Raw genomic sequence first — 17037 nt, 5'->3', positions numbered from 1 at the left:
GCCTGCCCTTGGAGTCGCAACCTGCCGCCACCGTGCTGGCCGCCATTGAGCAGGGCCAGATCCAGCCGGTCTACGTGCTGCACGGCCCGGAGACCTACTGGCACGACGCCATCATCCAGGCGTTGCGCAGGACGTTGCTGCCCGACGGCGATGTGCTGAACCTCACCCAGCTGGACGGCCGGTCGGCCGCGCCGGCGCAAGCGGTGGAACAGGCCCGGACGGTCCCGTTCCTGGCGGAACGGCGGCTGGTGGTGGTCCGGGAGGCAGCCTGGCTGGCCCCGCGGGGTGCTGCCGCCAGCAGCGGTCGCGGGACGGGGGGCAGTGCGCAAGGCGGAGGCGGCCGGAGCACCGGTGGGGACGCCGGCGGGCACGCCGGCGGCGCGGGATCGCAAGGCGGTGCGGACCAACCGGAGGCGGGCGGCGCGGGGTCCGGTTCGTCCGCCGGAACGGGCCGGAGCACCGACCCCGCCGAAGGGGCGCTGCTGGCCTATCTGGACGACCCGTCGCCCAGCGCCGTACTGGTCATCAGCCATCCCCCGGAGCTGGACGGCCGGCGCGCCGCAGTCCGGCGCCTGCGGCAGCGAGGCTGGGCGGTGGCCTGCCAGCCCCTGCGGGACGAGGCCCTCGGGCAGTGGCTGGCCCGGCAGGCGGCCGCCTGGGGAAAGGAGCTCGACCCGGAGGCGGTGGCCTGGCTGGTGGAATCCGGCGAACCCGACCTGCGGCGGCTGGCCAGCGAGCTGGCCAAGGTCGCAACCTACGTGGGCGACCGCCGGCGGATCACGGCTGCCGACCTGCGCCAGGTGGGGGTGGCGGTGGCGACGGCCGGGGTGTTCGAGCTGGTTGATGCCATCGTGGCCGGGCGGCGCCGGCAGGCCATGGAACTGGTGGGGCGGTTGCTGGACGCCAGCGAGCCGCCCCTGCGCCTGCTGGCCCTGATCGCCCGGCAGTACCGCATCCTGGCCTATGCGGCCAGCCTCCGCCGGCAAGGGGGCGATGTGGCCGACCTGCAAGCGTGGTTGCAACTTCACCCCTTCGTGGCGCGCAAGGCCTGGCAGCAGTCCCGCCGGCTGGCGCCGGACCGGGCGATGGCGGCCCTGGAGGCGGTTTTGGAGGCCGATGTGGGCATCAAGCAGGGACGGTGGCCGGCCCGCATCGGCCTGGAGCGCCTGGTCTGGTTTCTGGCCGGGCTGCAGGCGGCGGAACCCGCGACCACAAAAGCCCCGCAACCCTCTGCCAAAAAAGAAGCCGCTTCCCGACAGAAGCGGCCGTAGCACCAACCAGTTCTAGCGATCAGGCCGTTGTCCGGCGGCCCGCAGCACCAACAGCAAAAAAGCAGCCCCGGCACCAGCATGCACCAGCAGCATGGGCGCAGCCCCCAGAGAGCAGGCCGCGGCAGGAGCGTACCGGCAGCACGACGGCGCTGGCAGCAGGCGAGCAGCCGGCTCCAGGCTGCGGGGCACGCCGTCAGGAAGCGCGCCCGAGCTTCTTCAGCCGCTGCATCAGGCGAGACTTCTTGCGCGCTGCGGTGTTGCGGTGGATCGCACCCCGCACCGCGGCCCGGTCGATGGCGCTCAGGGCCCGCCGCAGGGCCGCCCTGATGGCGTCGTCATCGCCTCCGGAGAGGGCATCCTCGAGGCGCCGGATGGCCGTCTTGATCCGGGTCTTGTACATCTTGTTGCGCAGGCGGTTGCGCTCCGCAATCCGGACCCGCTTGCGCGCCGAACGGGTGTTGGGCACCGTCTTCACCTCCGTGCCAGACTTTCATGTTAATCCACGGGGCCGGGCGTAGCAAGGGGACGGCGCCTCCCGGCACCAGCTCTTCCTGCCGGCGGGGAATAGCGGCTCTCCCGGAGGGTTAGCCTACAGCCGGTGAAGGAGCTAGCGCCTGGAAGGAGTGACCCTGGTGGTGATTGGGGCCATCATTCGCTTCATCGTCTCCGCCATCGTCCTCTTGCTGGTGGGTTTCCTGGTGCCCGGGTTCCGGATCATGGGCTTCGTCAACGCCCTGCTGGCAGCGGTGGCCATCGCCGCCATCGGCTGGCTCGTCGAGGCGCTCCTGGGGAAGAACATCTCCCCGCAGGCCCGTGGCCTGGTCGGCTTCTTGACCGCCGCGGTGGTGATCTACGCGGTGCAGTTCATCGTGCCCGGCATGAGCGTCTCCATTCTGGGCGCGCTACTGGCCTCGCTGATCATCGGCATCATCGACGCCTTCGTCCCGACGGAACTCAGGTGAAGAGGGAGCGGTTGGGGACCCACCGGTTCCGGCTGCACGCCCGGCCGGTGGCCCGGGCCGGATGCGGGTGCGGGCTCCGGCGGGAGCCCGCCCTGCCGTGCGCCGGGACCGGTGTTCTCCGCTCCCTGCCTTCTGCACCCTGCCCTCTCCGCCACCCCGTGCCCTGCACGCCCGGCTCTCCGCGCAAGGCCACGCCGGCCTTCCGCAATTTGTCGCCATAGGCTGAACGCTCCGCTCCCCGCTCTCTTCCTCGCCCCGCTCGACGTCCTGCTCTCTGCTCTGGCTTTCTGCGCTGTCTCGACCTCCAGGCGGACCCCGTACCGGTACCTCGCGGGGCTGCGGCCCTCGGGCCGGTGCCCTGCCGGCCGGCCCCCGGCATGACCACCTGACCTAGCGCATAGGTGTGCAGCGGAGGCGAATGGAGGGACAGCCATGTCCGTAAACCGGCCTCCGGGTCACGGCACACCCGGCGCGCCTGCACCGGCCGCCCGGCCTTTCGGCGACCCGTCGCTCCCGCCCACCGCGGGCCGGTCCCAGCCGGACCGGGCCCGAGCCTCCCACCGGGACGAACCGGCCGGCGGGCCGGCCCTGGAGCATGCCTCCGGCGGATACGCCCCGCCGGCCGGCGACGGGCCCAGCACGGGGCGGGGGGCGGGCGGCGACCCGGCACCGGGAGGTGACCGGGAGGCAGGGCGTGCCGCGGGCGACGACGCGGCCCCACCGCCCGGTGAGGCCGCGGGAGGGAGCGCGAGCCGGGCCGCGCCCCCGCCGGGGCTGCAGCCCGGCGATGGGACAGGCCCTCTCGCCCCGGCTCCCGTGCCGCCGGCCCTGGGCCGGCCGGCTGCCGGGCGCCGCCGCCCGTCCCCTGGCGCGGTGGTGCCCGATCGCTCCCGGCCTGCCGTCCCGTCCCGGACCGGGGCCCGCGAGGCCGTCGCCGCGGCAGAACCCGGCGCGGCGACGGGTCCCGGTGTGCCGCCGGGATCCGGCCTGCCGGGGATGTACCCGGCGGCGGCCGGGGCGCGCCAGCCCGGGGGGCGACCGGCCGGACCGGTCCTGGCCGGCGGGGTGCGGGCGGGCGGGACGCCGGGGGAGGATGCTTCCCGACGAACCGGTACCGCCGGCACCGGGGACCCCGGGGCGCCGGACGTCGCAGGCCCGCGTGGCGGCGCGCCCGGGGCCCAGGAGGAAACGGGCGCCGGTTCCTCCGGCGATGGCGGCGCCCAGGACGCCTCGGGACCCGGGGGGCCGCCCGGCAGGCCGGGGCCCGGCGGGAAGGACGGCGCCCGGCCGCAAGGCGGCGGCGGGCGTCCCGACGCCTGGTCCCTGGTGGCCACCTACGCCGGTCTGGTGGTCGCGGTGTTCCTCTTCCTGGCCGGGCTGGGGGGAGGGTTGCCCTGGGACCGGGCGGAGGCACCCGCCCGGCTGGCGGGCGGCGGAGCCTTCACCGCACCAGCCCGTCCGGGCCAGGATCTGGAGGAACCGGCCGTTCCGGCCCTGAGCGGGGCCGGCGGTCGGGCTCCCCGACCAGGGCAGGAGGGCAGCGCTCCCCCCGGTGGTGCAAGGGGCGCTGCTCCCGGTGCTGCAAGCGGTGCTGCTCCCGGTGGTGAGGGCGGCGCTGCCCCCGGTGCTGCGGGCGGCGAGGCCTCCGGCAGGGAGGATTCCGGTGCCCCGGCCGCAGACGGCAGCGGGGAGGAGCCCGATCTCTGGCAGGCCCTGGGCGAGCGCCTCTGGGGCTGGCGTGCCGTCCTGCGTGCGGTGTGGCCGGGTTCGCCCGCCGGTGAAGGCGAGGGTGCGGGGGACGCCGGCGCGGGTGCGGGCGACGCCGGCGAGCTGGGCCGCCGCTTGGCTTACCTGCTGGTCGAGAAGGCCAGCGGCGTCCGGCTGGACGAGCCCCTTACCCTGGTGGCCGCCCAGTTCCCGGGGGAGCACCATCTGGAACTCTTCGAGGAAGAGGGCGGGCCGGTGGTAGGCCGGCTGGCGCCTCCCGACGTGCTGGCCGGCGGCCTGCCCCGCTTCCGCCCGCCGGCGCCGGCCCAGGGCGGCGGGGAGGTGGCGGTCACCGGCCACCGGCCGCGGGTGCTGATCTACCATACCCACACCAGCGAGGCGTACGTGGGCGCCGTGCCGGCGGGGGCCGGGTTCGACCCGGCGGTGGAGGCGTTCACCAGCGACCCAGGGGCCAGCGTGGTGGGGGCCGGGGCGGTGATCCAGCAGGTGCTGGAGGAACACGGCATCGGCGCGGTCCACCTGCGCCAGGTGTTCGACCGGGACGGCCAGCGGGTGACGCGCATCGGCAATTACCAGCGTTCACTGGCGGCCCTGGCCGGCAGCAAGGAGGAACCCGGCCTTCTGGACCGCTATCCCACGGTCGACGTGGTGCTGGACGTCCACCGCGACGGGATCCCGCGGGATTCGACCCTGGTGAAGGTGGGCGGGCGGCCGGCCGCCGGCATCCTCTTCGTCGTGGGGACCGACCGCCGGCTGGAGCACCCCCACTGGAAGAAGAACTTCTGTTTCGTGCAGTGGATCGTGGCGGAGCTCAACGCCCGCTACCCCGGCCTGGTCAAGGGCGTGCTGTTGTCGGACAACCGCTACAACCAGCATGTCCGGCCCGGTGCGGTGCTGGTGGAGATCGGCGGCTACGGCAACACGCCCGAGGAAGCGGACCGCAGCGCCCGGATGTTCGCCGAGGCGCTGGCGGCGGTCATCGAAGCGGGCAAGGTGCCCCAGGCGGACCGTCCCTTTCAGTGCCCGCCGGGGGTGGCGCCACCCCGCTGAGGTCCGGCTCCGGGGACCCGGTCCGGCGGGTCGCGGCGGGTCCGGGTGGAGCCCCGGGCGGGCCGGGTCGCGGGATGCGGGCGGTTCCGGGGGGCTCGGGCCCGCCGGGCGGTGCCTCCGGCCCGGGGATGGCCGGGCTTGTGACGGCGGGCCCTCGCCGGTATCCTCAACGGTAGCGGCAGTTCCCGGCCGGGGGCGGCCGGGAACTGCCGCCGGCGTGAGGAGGCGATGGGCCCGTGGCGATCCTCGCCGAGTCCCAGCGGCGGGCGGTGGCCGAGCGGCTGGCGGCGGTCGACGCTCCCGTGGAGCTTGAACTCTTCGTCCGCGATACCCGCCTGATCATCCCCGGCCGGGAGTGCCCGCGCTGCGAGGAGACGGTGCAGCTGCTGGAAGAGGTCTGTGCCCTCAGCCCCCAGCTGGCGCTTGCCGTGCGCGACCTCGACCGGGAGAGCGAGCGGGGTCGCCAGCTGGGCGTGGAGCGCACCCCCACCCTGGTGATCCACGGGCGGGCCGGCGGCCGCATCCGCTTCGTGGGGCCGCCGATGGGCTACGAGTTCGCCACCCTGCTGGAGGCGCTGGTGGAAGCAGGCCGTGGGGAAGGCCACGGGGCGGCGCCCGGCGCCCCGGGCAGCGAGGACCGGGGCGGCACGGGCAGCGAGGCCGTGGCTCCGGGCGGAGCCGCGGAGACCCAGGGCCCGGCGGAGGGCGGCCCCGGGGCCGGTTCCTCCGCGCCGGACGGGGTGCTGGACGCCCACCGCCTCGCCCTGCTGGAACAGGCGGGGGAAACCGTCCACCTGCGGGTGTTCTTCACCCCCACCTGACCCCATTGCCCGCGGGCCGTGCGCTCCGCCATGCAACTGGCCCTGGCCAGCCCCCGGGTGATCGCCGAGGCGGTGGAGGCCAGCTCCTTCCCGCAGCTGGCGCGGCAGTACCAGGTCTGGGCCGTACCCAAGACGGTGGTCAACGACCGGGTGGCCCTGGACGGGGCCGTGGGTGATGAGATGCTGTGGTCGGCGATTGCCCAGGTTCTAGGAATCCCGCCGGCCTGAGCAGGCGGCGGGATTCCGGGCCCGGGTTAAGCCGTGGACGCCCGGGACCGGGCTTCCAGGGCCCGGTGAACGGCCCGGGCATTGCGCGCCATTCCGATTCCGCAAACGGCGAGGTCTCGGTGCAGGATGAACCAGGCTGCCGGAGGGGGCCGCCAGGCCCGGATCCGCAACTTCTGCATCATCGCCCATATCGATCACGGCAAGTCCACCCTGGCCGACCGGTTGCTGGAGCGAACCGGCACCATCAGCGAGCGGGAGCGCCGGGACCAGGTGCTGGACATGCTGGACCTGGAGCGGGAGCGGGGCATCACCATCAAGGCCCAGGCGGTCCGCATGTTCTACCGCGCCGCCGACGGCCAGGAATACACCCTGCACCTGATCGACACGCCCGGCCATGTGGACTTCAGCTACGAGGTCTCCCGCGCCCTGGCGGCCTGTGAGGGCGCCATCCTGCTGGTCGACGCCACCCAGGGGGTGGAGGCCCAGACGGTCGCCAACCTCTACCTGGCGCTGGACGCCGGCCTGGTGCTGATCCCGGTGATCAACAAGATCGACCTGCCCGCGGCCCGGCCCGATGAGGTGCGCCAGCAGCTGGCCGACCTGGGCTTCGATCCCGACGAGGTGCTCCTGGTGTCCGCCAAGGAAGGCACCGGCGTCGAAGCCTTGCTGGAGGCGGTGGTCCGGCGGATCCCGCCCCCGGCCGGCGACCCCGAGGCGCCCCTGCGGGCCCTGGTCTTCGACAGCCACTACGACCCCTACCGCGGCGTCATCGCCTATGTCCGGGTGCGGGACGGCCGGTTGCGCCCCGGCGACCGCATCCGCCTGATGGCCACGGGCACGGAGTTTGAGGTCGACCAGCTGGGCACCTTTCGCCCCATGCTGGTTCCCGTGGACGAGCTGGCCGCCGGGGAGGTGGGCTTTGTCGCCGCGGGCATCAAGAACGTGCGGGACTGCCGGGTGGGCGACACCATCACCCTGGTCGACCGCCCGGCGGCGGAGCCCCTGCCCGGCTACCAGCCCGCCAAGCCCATGGTCTTCACCGGCCTCTACCCGGTGGACCCCGGCGATTACGACCGGCTGCGGGAGGCGCTGGAGAAGCTGCACCTCAACGATGCGGCGCTGGTGTTCGAGCCGGAGACCTCCGAGGCCCTGGGCTTCGGCTTCCGCTGCGGGTTCCTCGGCCTGCTGCACATGGAGATCGTCCAGGAGCGCCTGGAGCGCGAGTACGACCTGGACCTGATCACCACCGCGCCCAGCGTGGTCTACCGGATCCGCTTGCGGGACGGGAGCGAGGTCGAGATCCAGAACCCGGCCGACCTGCCGCCCCGGGACCGGATCGAGGCGTTCCTGGAGCCCTACGTGCGGGTCTCCATCTTCACGCCGAAGGACTACGTGGGCTCCATCATGGAGCTCTGCCAGGAGCGCCGGGGCGAGTTCATCAACATGGAATACCTGGACCCGCGGCGGGTCCGCCTTGAGTACCTGATGCCCCTGGCGGAGATCATGTACGACTTCTTCGACCAGATGAAGTCGCGCTCCAAGGGCTACGCCACGCTGGACTACCACCTGGAAGGGTACCGGGAGTCGGACCTGGTGCGGCTGGACGTGCTGGTGGCGGGGGAGCTGGTGGACGCCCTGTCGGTCATCGTCCACCGGGACAAGGCTTACGCCCGCGGCCGCGCCCTGGTGGAGCGGCTCAAGGAGCTGATCCCGCGCCAGCTCTTCGAGGTGCCCATCCAGGCGGCGGTGGGATCACGGGTCATTGCCCGCGAGACCATCCGCGCCCTGAAGAAGAACGTGCTGGCCAAGTGCTACGGCGGCGACGTGACCCGGAAGCGGAAGCTGCTGGAGAAGCAGAAGGAAGGCAAGAAGCGCATGAAGCAGGTGGGCCGGGTGGAGATCCCCCAGGAGGCCTTCATGGCCGTGCTGCGGGTGGACGAGCCCCGGGGAGGCGGGGGCAGGTGATGCGGCCGGGCGCCACCACCGGCGTAGGGACCCCGGCCCCGGCGGCCGCCCGCCCCGACCCGGACCCGCCCGCGGCCGGGACCTGGCCCGATTGGGATGCCGGACCCGCCCTCTACATCCACGTCCCCTATTGCCGCCAGCGGTGCTACTACTGCGATTTCAACACCTACCTGCTCGACCCCGAAGGCAAGCGCCGCTACCTGGCCGCCCTGGAGCGGGAACTCGACCTTCTGGCGGCCGATCCCGGCCTGACCCGGCCCCTGGTCTCGGTCTTCGTGGGCGGCGGCACGCCGTCCATCCTGGAGCCCGCCGAACTGGAGCGGCTGCTGGAGGCGGTGCACCGCCGCTTCGCCCTGGCCCCCGGGGCGGAGATCACCGTGGAGTGCAATCCCGGCACGCTGGACGAAGGCCGGCTGCGGGCCCTGCGCGGCGGCGGGGTCACCCGGCTGAGCCTGGGGCTGCAGGCGGTGCAGGACGAGCTGCTCCAGGCCATCGGCCGAGACCACACCTGGGCGGACTTTCAGGCGACCTACGCCCGGGTGCGGCGGGCCGGGTTCGACAACGTGAACGTCGACTTGATCTTCGGCCTGCCCGGGCAAACCCTGGCCCAGTGGGAGGAATCCCTCCGGGCCGTGGTGGCGCTGGAGCCCGAGCACGTCTCCTGCTACGGCCTGGAGCTGCACCCGGGCACGCCCTTCCACCGCCGCTGGGAGGCCGGCCTTCTGGACCTGCCGGGGGAGGACGCGGAGCGGGCCATGTTCGACCGGGCGTACGAGGTGCTGGGCGCGGCCGGGTTCGTCCGGTATGAGATCTCGAACTTCGCCCGGCCGGGGCGGGAGTCGGTCCACAACCGGGTCTACTGGCTGAACGGCTCCTATCTGGGGGCGGGGCCCGGCGCCTGGTCTTGCTGGCAGGGGGAGCGCCGGCGCAACCGGCTGCACCCCCTGGCCTACGCCGCCAGCCTGGAGCAAGGCGAGCCGGCCGTCGACCTGCGGGAACCCGTCGGCCGGCGCCAGGCGATGGAGGAGACCATGATCCTGGGGCTGCGCCTGGCCGAGGGGGTTGAGGAGGCTTGCTTCGCCCGGCGGTTCGGCCTGACCCCGGCCGAAGCCTTCCCGGAGGCGGTGGCCCGGTTGCTGGCCGGGGGCTGGCTCCTGCGGGAGGGAGGGCACCTGCGCCTCAGCCTTCAGGCGGTGCCCGTGGCCAACAGCGTGCTGGCCGAGTTCGTCGGCGCGGACCAGTCCCGTTGACGGGCAGCGCCGCCGGTGCTACCTTGTTAAGAGGATCATTAGCACTCTCTGATATCGAGTGCTAACCGGCCCGCATCCGGGCGCCGGCTCCGGGTCCGTGAGGCCATCGGGCAGGCGGCAGCCGGCTCCGGTAGCGGGCGTCGACTCGGTCTCCGGAGAGGGCCCGCCGGGCGGCGCGGGTCGCGGCCGCCGGTCCGGCCTCGGGCGCCGGGCCGGCGGGCAGCCTGCCGGCCCTGTTGGCCGCGGCAAGCCCGGGGCTGGAAGGGTCCCGGGTCCGCCGGCTTGCGGCAGGTGCAGGTTCCCGGTGGGGAAGCGGGGTCCGGAGCCGAGGGGGGAATCACCATGGACCGGCGCAAGCAGCAGGTCCTCAAAGCGGTGGTGGAAGACTACGTCGACACGGCGGAGCCCGTGGGCTCCCGGACCCTTGCCCGCAAGTACGGGCTGGGGGTCAGCCCGGCCACCATCCGCAACGAGATGGCGGATCTGGAGGAGATGGGTTTCCTCGAGCAACCCCACACCTCGGCCGGGCGCATCCCGTCGGACCGCGGGTACCGCTTCTTCGTCGACATGCTGATGGAGGCCGTGGTCCCGCCGCCGGAGCTGGTCGAACGCCTGCGCCGGCTTTACGCCGAGCGGGTCGACCAGGTGGGTCGCCTGCTGCGGCAGACGGCCCAGGTCCTCAGCGAGGCCACGGACTGCCTGGCTCTGGTCGAGGCTCCGCGGGTGGAGCCCGTGACCTTCCGGCACCTGCAGGTGCTCCCCCTCAGCGAGCGGCGCGCGGTGCTGGTCCTGGTGACCGACGAGGGGCTGGTCCAGCAGCGGCTTCTGGAGCTGCCCGAGCCCGCCAGCGAGGCGGACCTGCAGCGCATCTCGGCGGCCCTGACCCGGCGCCTGGCCGGCCTGACCCTGGACCGGGTGGGGCACACGGTGCTGCGCGAGCTCTACGACGAGCTGGCGGCCTGCGGGGCGCTGCTGGAGGTGGCGCTGGAGGCCTTGCGGCCTTCGGCCTCGGACGACGACCACCCGGTCTTCGTCATGGGCACGCGCCGCCTGTTCCGCCAGCCGGAGTTCCAGGACCTGGAGCGGGCCCAGGCCGTGCTGGGGCTGGTGGAGCGGCAGGAGCTGGTGCGGGACCTGCTGGGCCGGCAGGGGAACGACGAGCTGGTCATCACCATCGGACACGAGAATCCGTACCCCGATCTGTACGACTGCAGCGTGGTCAGCGCCACGTACCGTCTTGGTGGCGAGGTGGCCGGTCGCATTGCCGTGCTCGGCCCCAAGCGGATGCACTACCCTCGGATCACCAGCTTGATGGAGCTGCTGGCCCAGCTGCTGACCGAAGCCCTCGAGCGGTCGGTTCGGTGACCGGGCCCGCCGCCGGACGGGAAAGCTTGTCCCTGCCAGCCGGTGGCGGGGCTTTTTTGTCCGGGACCCGGGACCGGTGCGGGGCGCTGGGAAGGAGGCAGGGCCCATCGTGACGGGTGAGGCGGTGACGAATACTCCAGGGGGCGCGGGTCATCCGGTCCCTGAGGCCCGCGGGGCCGCCGCGGGCGAGTCCGGCGGCGAGCCCCGGGCCGGGACGGCCGCTGCCGGTGGGGCCCCGGGCGGGAGCCTGGAGGTCGAGGCGGCCGGCCGGGACGCCGCGGGCGGCCCTGCGGCCGGGCTCGACGCAGTGCCGGAAGGGTCCGGTGAATCTGGCCCCGGCTCCGCGGGCGAGCCGGCGGGGGACCTGGGTGCGGCCGAGGCGGCCCTGGCCGATGCGCGGCGCCAGCTGGATCAGGCCCGGGCGGAAGCCGAGGCGGCGCGGGCCGAGGCTGCTGCGGCCCGGGCGGAGGCCGAGGCGGCCCGGCGGCAGGCCCAGGAGACCCTGGATCAGCTGCGCCGGCTGCAGGCCGACTTCACCAACTACCGCCGGCGCATGATGGAAGAGCAGTCCCGGTGGCGGCAGGAGGCGGAGGCCGAGCTGGCCCGCGCGCTGCTGCCGGTGGTCGACAACCTGGAGCGGGCCCTGGCGGCCGCCGGCGAGGACGACCACCCGGTGGTGCAGGGGGTCGCCATGGTCCACCGGCAGTTCCTCGAGGTGCTGCGCCAGGCCGGGGTGGAACCCATCGCGGCCCAGGGGCAGCCCTTCGACCCCTACCGGCACGAGGCGGTGGCGCGGGAGGAAACGGCCGAGCATCCCGACGGGACCGTCATCGAAGTGTTCCGGAAGGGCTACCTGTACCGGGGACGAACCCTGCGCCCGGCCATGGTGAAGGTGGCCGTGGCGCCGCCGGGGCCGGCCCCGGGCGCGGGGACGGCCGGTTCGTCCGGATGAACCTGAGCCGGGGCACCGGTCGCAGGTTGAGTGCTGGAGGAGGCGACGTAGCATGGGCAAGGTGGTGGGCATCGACCTGGGCACCACCAACTCCGTGGTGGCGGTGCTGGAGGGCGGCGAGCCCACGGTGATCACCAACGCCGAGGGGAGCCGCCTGACTCCTTCCGTGGTGGGCTGGTCCAAGGGCGGCGAGCTGCTGGTGGGCCAGGTGGCCAAGCGGCAGGCCGTGACCAACCCCGAGCGGACCATCTTCTCCATCAAGCGCTTCATGGGGCGGCGCTTCGCCGAGGTGCGGGACGAGGCCGGGCGGGTGCCGTACAAGGTGGTGGAAGGGCCCAACGGGGACGCCCGGGTGGAGGTGGACGGCAAGCTCTACTCCCCCGAGGAGATCTCGGCCATGATCCTGCGCAAGCTCAAGCAGGACGCCGAGGCCTACCTGGGCGAGCCGGTGACCCAGGCGGTGATCACCGTTCCCGCCTACTTCAACGACGCCCAGCGCCAGGCGACCAAGAACGCCGGCCGCATCGCCGGCCTCGAGGTGCTGCGCATCATCAACGAGCCCACGGCGGCCGCCCTGGCCTACGGCCTGGACAAGGAGGAAGACCAGAAGATCCTGGTCTTCGACCTGGGCGGCGGCACCTTCGACGTGTCCATCCTGGAGCTGGGGGACGGCGTCTTCGAGGTCCGGGCCACCAGCGGCAACAACCACCTGGGCGGCGACGACTTCGACCAGCGGATCATCGACTGGCTGGCCGAGGAGTTCAAGAAGGAGCACGGCATCGATCTGCGCCAGGATCGCATGGCGCTGCAGCGGCTCAAGGAGGCGGCGGAGAAGGCCAAGATCGAGCTGTCGTCGACCCTGAGCACCAACATCAACCTGCCCTTCATCACGGCCGACGCCAGCGGCCCCAAGCACCTGGACATGACCCTGACCCGGGCCAAGTTCGAGGAGCTGACGGCGGACCTGGTGGAGGCCACCATGGGGCCGACGCGCCGTGCCCTGGAGGACGCCGGTCTGAAGCCCGGGGACATCGACAAGATCATCCTGGTGGGCGGCTCCACCCGCATCCCCGCGGTGCAGCGGGCCATCCGGGAGTTCTTCGGCAAGGAGCCCCACAAGGGCGTCAACCCCGACGAGGTGGTGGCCATGGGCGCCGCCATCCAGGCCGGGGTGCTGGCCGGCGAGGTCAAGGACCTGGTGCTGGTCGACGTGACGCCGCTGACCCTGGGCGTGGAGGTGCTGGGCGGCGTGGTGGAGCCCATGATCCCGCGCAACACCGCCATCCCCACCTCCAAGTCGAAGATCTTCTCCACCGCCGCCGACGGGCAGACCCGGGTGGAGATCCACGTGGTCCAGGGCGAGCGGCCCCTGGCCCGGGACAACAAGACCCTGGGCCGGTTCATCCTGGACGGGATCCCGCCGGCGCCGCGGGGCGTGCCGCAGATCGAGGTGACCTTTGACATCGACGTCAACGGCATCGTCCACGTGCGGGCCAAGGACCTGGGCACGGGCCGCGAGCAGAAGATCACCATCCAGTCCCAGGGCGGCCTGTCCGAGGACGAGATCCAGCGGATGATCAGGGAAGCCGAGCAGCACGCCGAAGAGGACCGCAAGCGCAAGGAGCTCATCGAGGCGCGCAACCAGGCGGACGGCATGCTCTACCAGGCGCGCAAGACCCTCAAGGACAACGAGGGCAAGCTGGACGAGGCCCTCAAGCAGCGCATCGAGGAGCGCATCAAGGCGCTGGAAGAGGTCGCTCAGGGCGACGACCTCAGCACCATCCGGCGCCGGGCGGAGGAGCTCTCCGAGGCGGTGCTGGAGGTGGGCCGGCGCATCTACGAGCAGCAGGCGGCCGCGACCGGCAGCGGCGCCGCGGCAGCCGGCGACGGGGCCGGTTCGGGCGGCGGGGCGACCAGCGGCACCGGCGCGGCGGGCGATGTGTACGACACGGGCTTCCGGTCCAGGGACGACGAGCGGACCGGTACCGGCGGCGACTGAACAGCCGCCGGGGGCCGCTGCAGCCGGCTTTCGCCCCAGGCCATGGAGCCGGCTGGGGGCCGGGCCGGGGTAGGGGCGGTGTGGCTTCCCGGCCGGACGGGGCACCGGCCCGGGCGCCTGCCCGGTGAGGGAGGAGGTGCGGCGTGGCAAAGGACTACTACGCGATCCTGGGCGTGTCCCGGGACGCCTCCCAGGAGGAGATCAAAAAAGCCTACCGGCGGCTGGCCCGCCGCTACCACCCGGACGCCAACCCCGGCGACCCCGAGGCAGAGCGCCGGTTCAAGGAGATCAACGAGGCGTACCAGGTCCTGAGCGACCCCGAGAAGCGAGCGGCCTACGACCGCTTCGGTACCGCCGAGGGGCCGGCGGCCGGCGGCTGGCCGGGCGGCGCCGGTGGCTTCGGCACCGCCGGCGGCCCGGGCGGCGGCTTCGGTCCCTTCGGCGGCTTCGGTGACTTTGACGGCTTCGGCAACTTCGGCCTCGGCGACCTGTTCGACGCGGTCTTCGGCGGCGGGCGGGCGGCCCGGCGGGGCGGTCCCGCGCGGGGTACCGACCTGGAGATGGAGCTGGAGCTCACCCTGGAAGAGGCCGCCCGCGGCGGCCGCCGGGAGATCCGGGTCGAGCGGCCGGAAGAATGCGCCTCCTGCCGCGGCACGGGCGCCGAGGGCGGCCGGCTGGTGAGCTGCCCCCAGTGCGGCGGCAGCGGGCAGGTGCGTACCGCCCGGACCACGCCCTTCGGCCAGTTCGTCACCGTCCAGACCTGCCCGCGCTGCGGCGGGGCGGGCCGGCTGGCGGCGGCGGCGTGCCGGGCCTGCGGCGGCCGGGGCGAGGTGCCCCAGCGCCGCACCCTGGAGATCGACATCCCGGCCGGGGTCGACGACGGCATGCGCCTGCGCCTGCGGGGTCAGGGGCAGCCCGGGCGCCGCGGCGGCCCGCCGGGTGACCTGTACGTGCGCATCCGCATCAAGCCCCATCCCGTCTTCCGGCGGGAGGGCGACGACATCGTGGCCGAGGTGGCCGTCGGCATGGCGCAGGCCGCCCTGGGCGCCCGGCTGCGGGTCCCCACCCTGGACGGCGAAGAGGAGCTGCTGGTGCCGCCCGGCACCCAGCCCGGCGAGGTGATCCGGCTCAAGGGCAAGGGCATGCCGCGGCTGAGGGGGACCGGCCGGGGCGACCAGCTGGTCCGGGTGCGGGTGGAGATCCCGCGGCGGCTTTCCGACCGGGAACGGGAGCTTTTGCTGGAGCTGGCCCGGCTGCGGGGCGAGACCGTATCGGACGAACGCGGCCTGTTCCAGCGCATGCGGGACGCCTTCAACCTGTAGGCAGGACCAGACGGGGGGTTGCCGGTGCGCTGGCTGGAGATGGTGATCGACGTGCCCGCCCAGGCGGCCGAGGCCGCCGCCGCTGCCCTGGTGGAGATCGCGGGCTCCGGCCTGATCTGGGAAGATCGCGACGGTGGCGTGCGCCTGCGGGCATACCTGCCCGAGGAGGGCTTCGAGGAGCGGTACCGGCAGCTGGGGGAGCGCTGGCGGCGGGTGCGGCAGGTCTTCCCGGCCGTCGGGCCCTGGGCGCCGGCGGTACGGGCCCGGGACGAGGCCGAATGGGCGGATGCCTGGAAGGCCTACTTCAAGCCCTTGCCCGTGGGCCGGCACCTCCTGGTGGTCCCCGGCTGGCTGCGGGATCAGGTGGACCCGGGTCCCCGGCTGCCCCTGGTTCTGGATCCGGGGATGGCCTTTGGCACGGGGCAGCATGCCTCCACCCGCCTGGCGCTGGAGCTGCTGGAGGAGGTGCTGGTGCCGCCGGGGGGAGACGGGAGCCAGGAAGCCCCCGCCGGTCCGGCGGCCCCGTCCCATGCCGCGGGTGCCGCCGGCGCGCCGGCAGCAGGCCCGGAGCCCGCTTCCCTCCGGGATAGCGTGCTGGACGTGGGCACGGGGTCGGGCATCCTGGCCATCGCCGCCGCTCGGCTGGGTGCCCCCCGGGTGCTGGCCATCGACATCGACCCGGTGGCCGTGCGGGTGGCCGGGGAGAACGCCGCGGCCAACGGGGTCGCGGAGCGGATCGGCCTGGCTTGCGCGACGCCGGCCGGCCTTCGCCAGGCGCCACCCGCCGGGTGGGCCGGCCACCTGCCCGCCGCCTTGACCGTGGCCAACATCACCGCCGAGGTGCTGGCCGGCATGGTGGACGACCTGGATGCCCTGACCCGGCCGGGCGGCACCATCATCCTTTCGGGGCTGCTGGAGGGCGCGGCCGGCACGGCCGCCCTGGAAGAACGCTGCCACGACCGCGGCTGGCAGCTGGAGGAGCGGCGCCGGGCGGAGGGCTGGGAGGCCTGGCGGCTGCGGCGGCCCGGCGCCACGGCGCCAGAAAAGATTGACGGGACGCCGGCCGGTTCGCCCTCCGGGGCGCAGTAGGAGCGGGAAGGCGGAAGGAAAGGGCATGTTCGTCCCCCACGTCTTTGTCGACCGCGAGCTGGCCCCTGGTGCCGCGGCGCCTCTGGCTGCCGACGACGCCCACCACCTGCTGCGCGTCCTGCGCCGCCGTCCCGGCGATCCCGTGGTGGCCGTCACGCCCGCCGGCCGGCGGTGGCTGGGCCGGCTGGCGCCGGGCTCCCCGCCTCAACTGGAGGCCCGGGAAGAGCTGCCCTCCAGCGAGCCGCCCGTCACCGTCACCCTGGGACAGGGCCTGCCCAAGGGACCAAAAATGGAAGAGGTGGTACGGCACGGCACGGAGGTGGGGGTCGCCCGCTTCGTGCCCGTCCTGGCCGCCCGCTCGGTGAGCCGCCCCGGGGAGGCAGGCGCCGCCCAGCGGGTCCAGCGCTGGCAGCGCATCGCCCGGGAAGCGGCCCGCCAGTCCCAGCGCTCCGCCGTGCCGCAGGTCGAACCGCCCTGTTCTCTGGACGGGCTGCTCTCCCGGGGGGAGGCATGGGACCTGATCCTCATGCCCTGGGAGGAAGAGGAGGCCCGGGGCCTGCGGGAGGAGCTGCAGGCCGCGGCCGCTGCCTGGGGACGCCCGGCCGCCGGCCGGCGGGTGCTGATCCTGGTGGGGCCGGAGGGCGGCTGGGACGCCGGGGAGGTCGAGGCTGCCCGGCGGGCCGGCGCCCGGGTGGTCACCCTGGGGCCCCGCATCCTGCGCACCGAGACGGCGGGGGTCCTGGTGGCCGGCCTGGTGCTGCACGTGCTGGGCGATCTGGGTTAGGCCCGCTGGGCCGCCGCGGGATGGGCCGGCGAAGGCCGCGATGCTCTCCGGGCCGGGCCCCCGGCAGGCGATGGCCGGCGCTCTGCTGCATAGATACCATCGAATAGATACCATCGATGAGAAGCCGCAGGGCCGGTGACAGGCCGCGGTGCCCGGCCGGCCGGGCACCGGTGGCGCCGCCCGGAAGGCCTTCCGGCCGGCGGCGCCTGCCGGACACCATGCGGCCACGGCAGGCTGCGGAAAGGCGGGGA

At 73.9% G+C, this 17037-nt stretch carries 13 protein-coding genes; 12 read left to right on the top strand and 1 reads right to left on the bottom strand.

The window, feature by feature from the left end:
• Positions 1 to 8 precede the first annotated feature (8 nt).
• Complete coding sequence (holA, locus tag DYI95_RS13150; RefSeq protein ID WP_116899766.1) at positions 9 to 1271, top strand: DNA polymerase III subunit delta; 1263 nt, start codon at positions 9 to 11, stop codon at positions 1269 to 1271.
• A gap of 193 nt (positions 1272 to 1464) precedes the next feature.
• Here holA and rpsT read toward each other — a convergent pair whose 3' ends face one another.
• Positions 1465 to 1737: a 30S ribosomal protein S20 gene (gene rpsT / locus DYI95_RS10925; RefSeq protein ID WP_116899767.1), complete on the bottom strand. Its 273-nt coding sequence runs from the start codon at positions 1735 to 1737 to the stop codon at positions 1465 to 1467.
• 166 nt (positions 1738 to 1903) lie between these two features.
• Between rpsT and DYI95_RS10920 the strand changes: the two genes are divergently transcribed.
• From DYI95_RS10920 to DYI95_RS10870, 11 genes are all read left to right on the top strand, one after another.
• A complete protein-coding gene (locus DYI95_RS10920) occupies positions 1904 to 2233 on the top strand; it encodes a phage holin family protein (protein WP_006902945.1) in 330 nt (109 codons plus the stop codon).
• A 432-nt stretch (positions 2234 to 2665) separates the two neighbouring features.
• A complete protein-coding gene (spoIIP, locus tag DYI95_RS10915; RefSeq protein ID WP_116899768.1) occupies positions 2666 to 5011 on the top strand; it encodes a stage II sporulation protein P in 2346 nt (781 codons plus the stop codon).
• Between the two features lie 236 nt (positions 5012 to 5247).
• On the top strand, positions 5248 to 6060 hold the full coding sequence (locus DYI95_RS10910; RefSeq protein WP_116899769.1) for a thioredoxin family protein: 813 nt from the start codon (positions 5248 to 5250) through the stop codon (positions 6058 to 6060).
• Positions 6061 to 6186: 126 nt separating this feature from the next.
• Entirely contained in the window at positions 6187 to 8025 is a 1839-nt protein-coding gene (lepA, locus tag DYI95_RS10905; RefSeq protein ID WP_116899770.1) for a translation elongation factor 4, read from the top strand.
• Positions 8025 to 9275: a radical SAM family heme chaperone HemW gene (gene hemW / locus DYI95_RS10900; RefSeq protein WP_243149989.1), complete on the top strand. Its 1251-nt coding sequence runs from the start codon at positions 8025 to 8027 to the stop codon at positions 9273 to 9275. Before lepA ends, hemW begins: the two co-directional genes overlap by 1 nt.
• A gap of 342 nt (positions 9276 to 9617) precedes the next feature.
• On the top strand, positions 9618 to 10640 hold the full coding sequence (gene hrcA / locus DYI95_RS10895; RefSeq protein WP_116899890.1) for a heat-inducible transcriptional repressor HrcA: 1023 nt from the start codon (positions 9618 to 9620) through the stop codon (positions 10638 to 10640).
• A 109-nt stretch (positions 10641 to 10749) separates the two neighbouring features.
• On the top strand, positions 10750 to 11592 hold the full coding sequence (gene grpE / locus DYI95_RS10890; RefSeq protein WP_116899771.1) for a nucleotide exchange factor GrpE: 843 nt from the start codon (positions 10750 to 10752) through the stop codon (positions 11590 to 11592).
• A 52-nt stretch (positions 11593 to 11644) separates the two neighbouring features.
• Entirely contained in the window at positions 11645 to 13591 is a 1947-nt protein-coding gene (gene dnaK / locus DYI95_RS10885) for a molecular chaperone DnaK (protein ID WP_116899772.1), read from the top strand.
• 143 nt (positions 13592 to 13734) lie between these two features.
• Entirely contained in the window at positions 13735 to 14913 is a 1179-nt protein-coding gene (gene dnaJ / locus DYI95_RS10880) for a molecular chaperone DnaJ (protein WP_116899773.1), read from the top strand.
• Positions 14914 to 14937: 24 nt separating this feature from the next.
• Positions 14938 to 16002, top strand: a complete 1065-nt coding sequence (locus DYI95_RS10875) for a 50S ribosomal protein L11 methyltransferase (RefSeq protein ID WP_116899891.1) — start codon at positions 14938 to 14940, stop codon at positions 16000 to 16002.
• Between the two features lie 25 nt (positions 16003 to 16027).
• Positions 16028 to 16786, top strand: coding sequence for a 16S rRNA (uracil(1498)-N(3))-methyltransferase (locus DYI95_RS10870; RefSeq protein WP_116899774.1), 759 nt, complete (start codon positions 16028 to 16030; stop codon positions 16784 to 16786).
• The last annotated feature ends 251 nt before the right edge of the window (positions 16787 to 17037 follow it).

It is taken from the genome of Thermaerobacter sp. PB12/4term, assembly GCF_003403315.2.
GTDB lineage: Bacteria > Bacillota > Sulfobacillia > Thermaerobacterales > Thermaerobacteraceae > Thermaerobacter.
The sequence above is the reverse complement of the archived record's forward strand: the minus strand, read 5'-3'. Positions and strand labels throughout refer to the sequence as shown.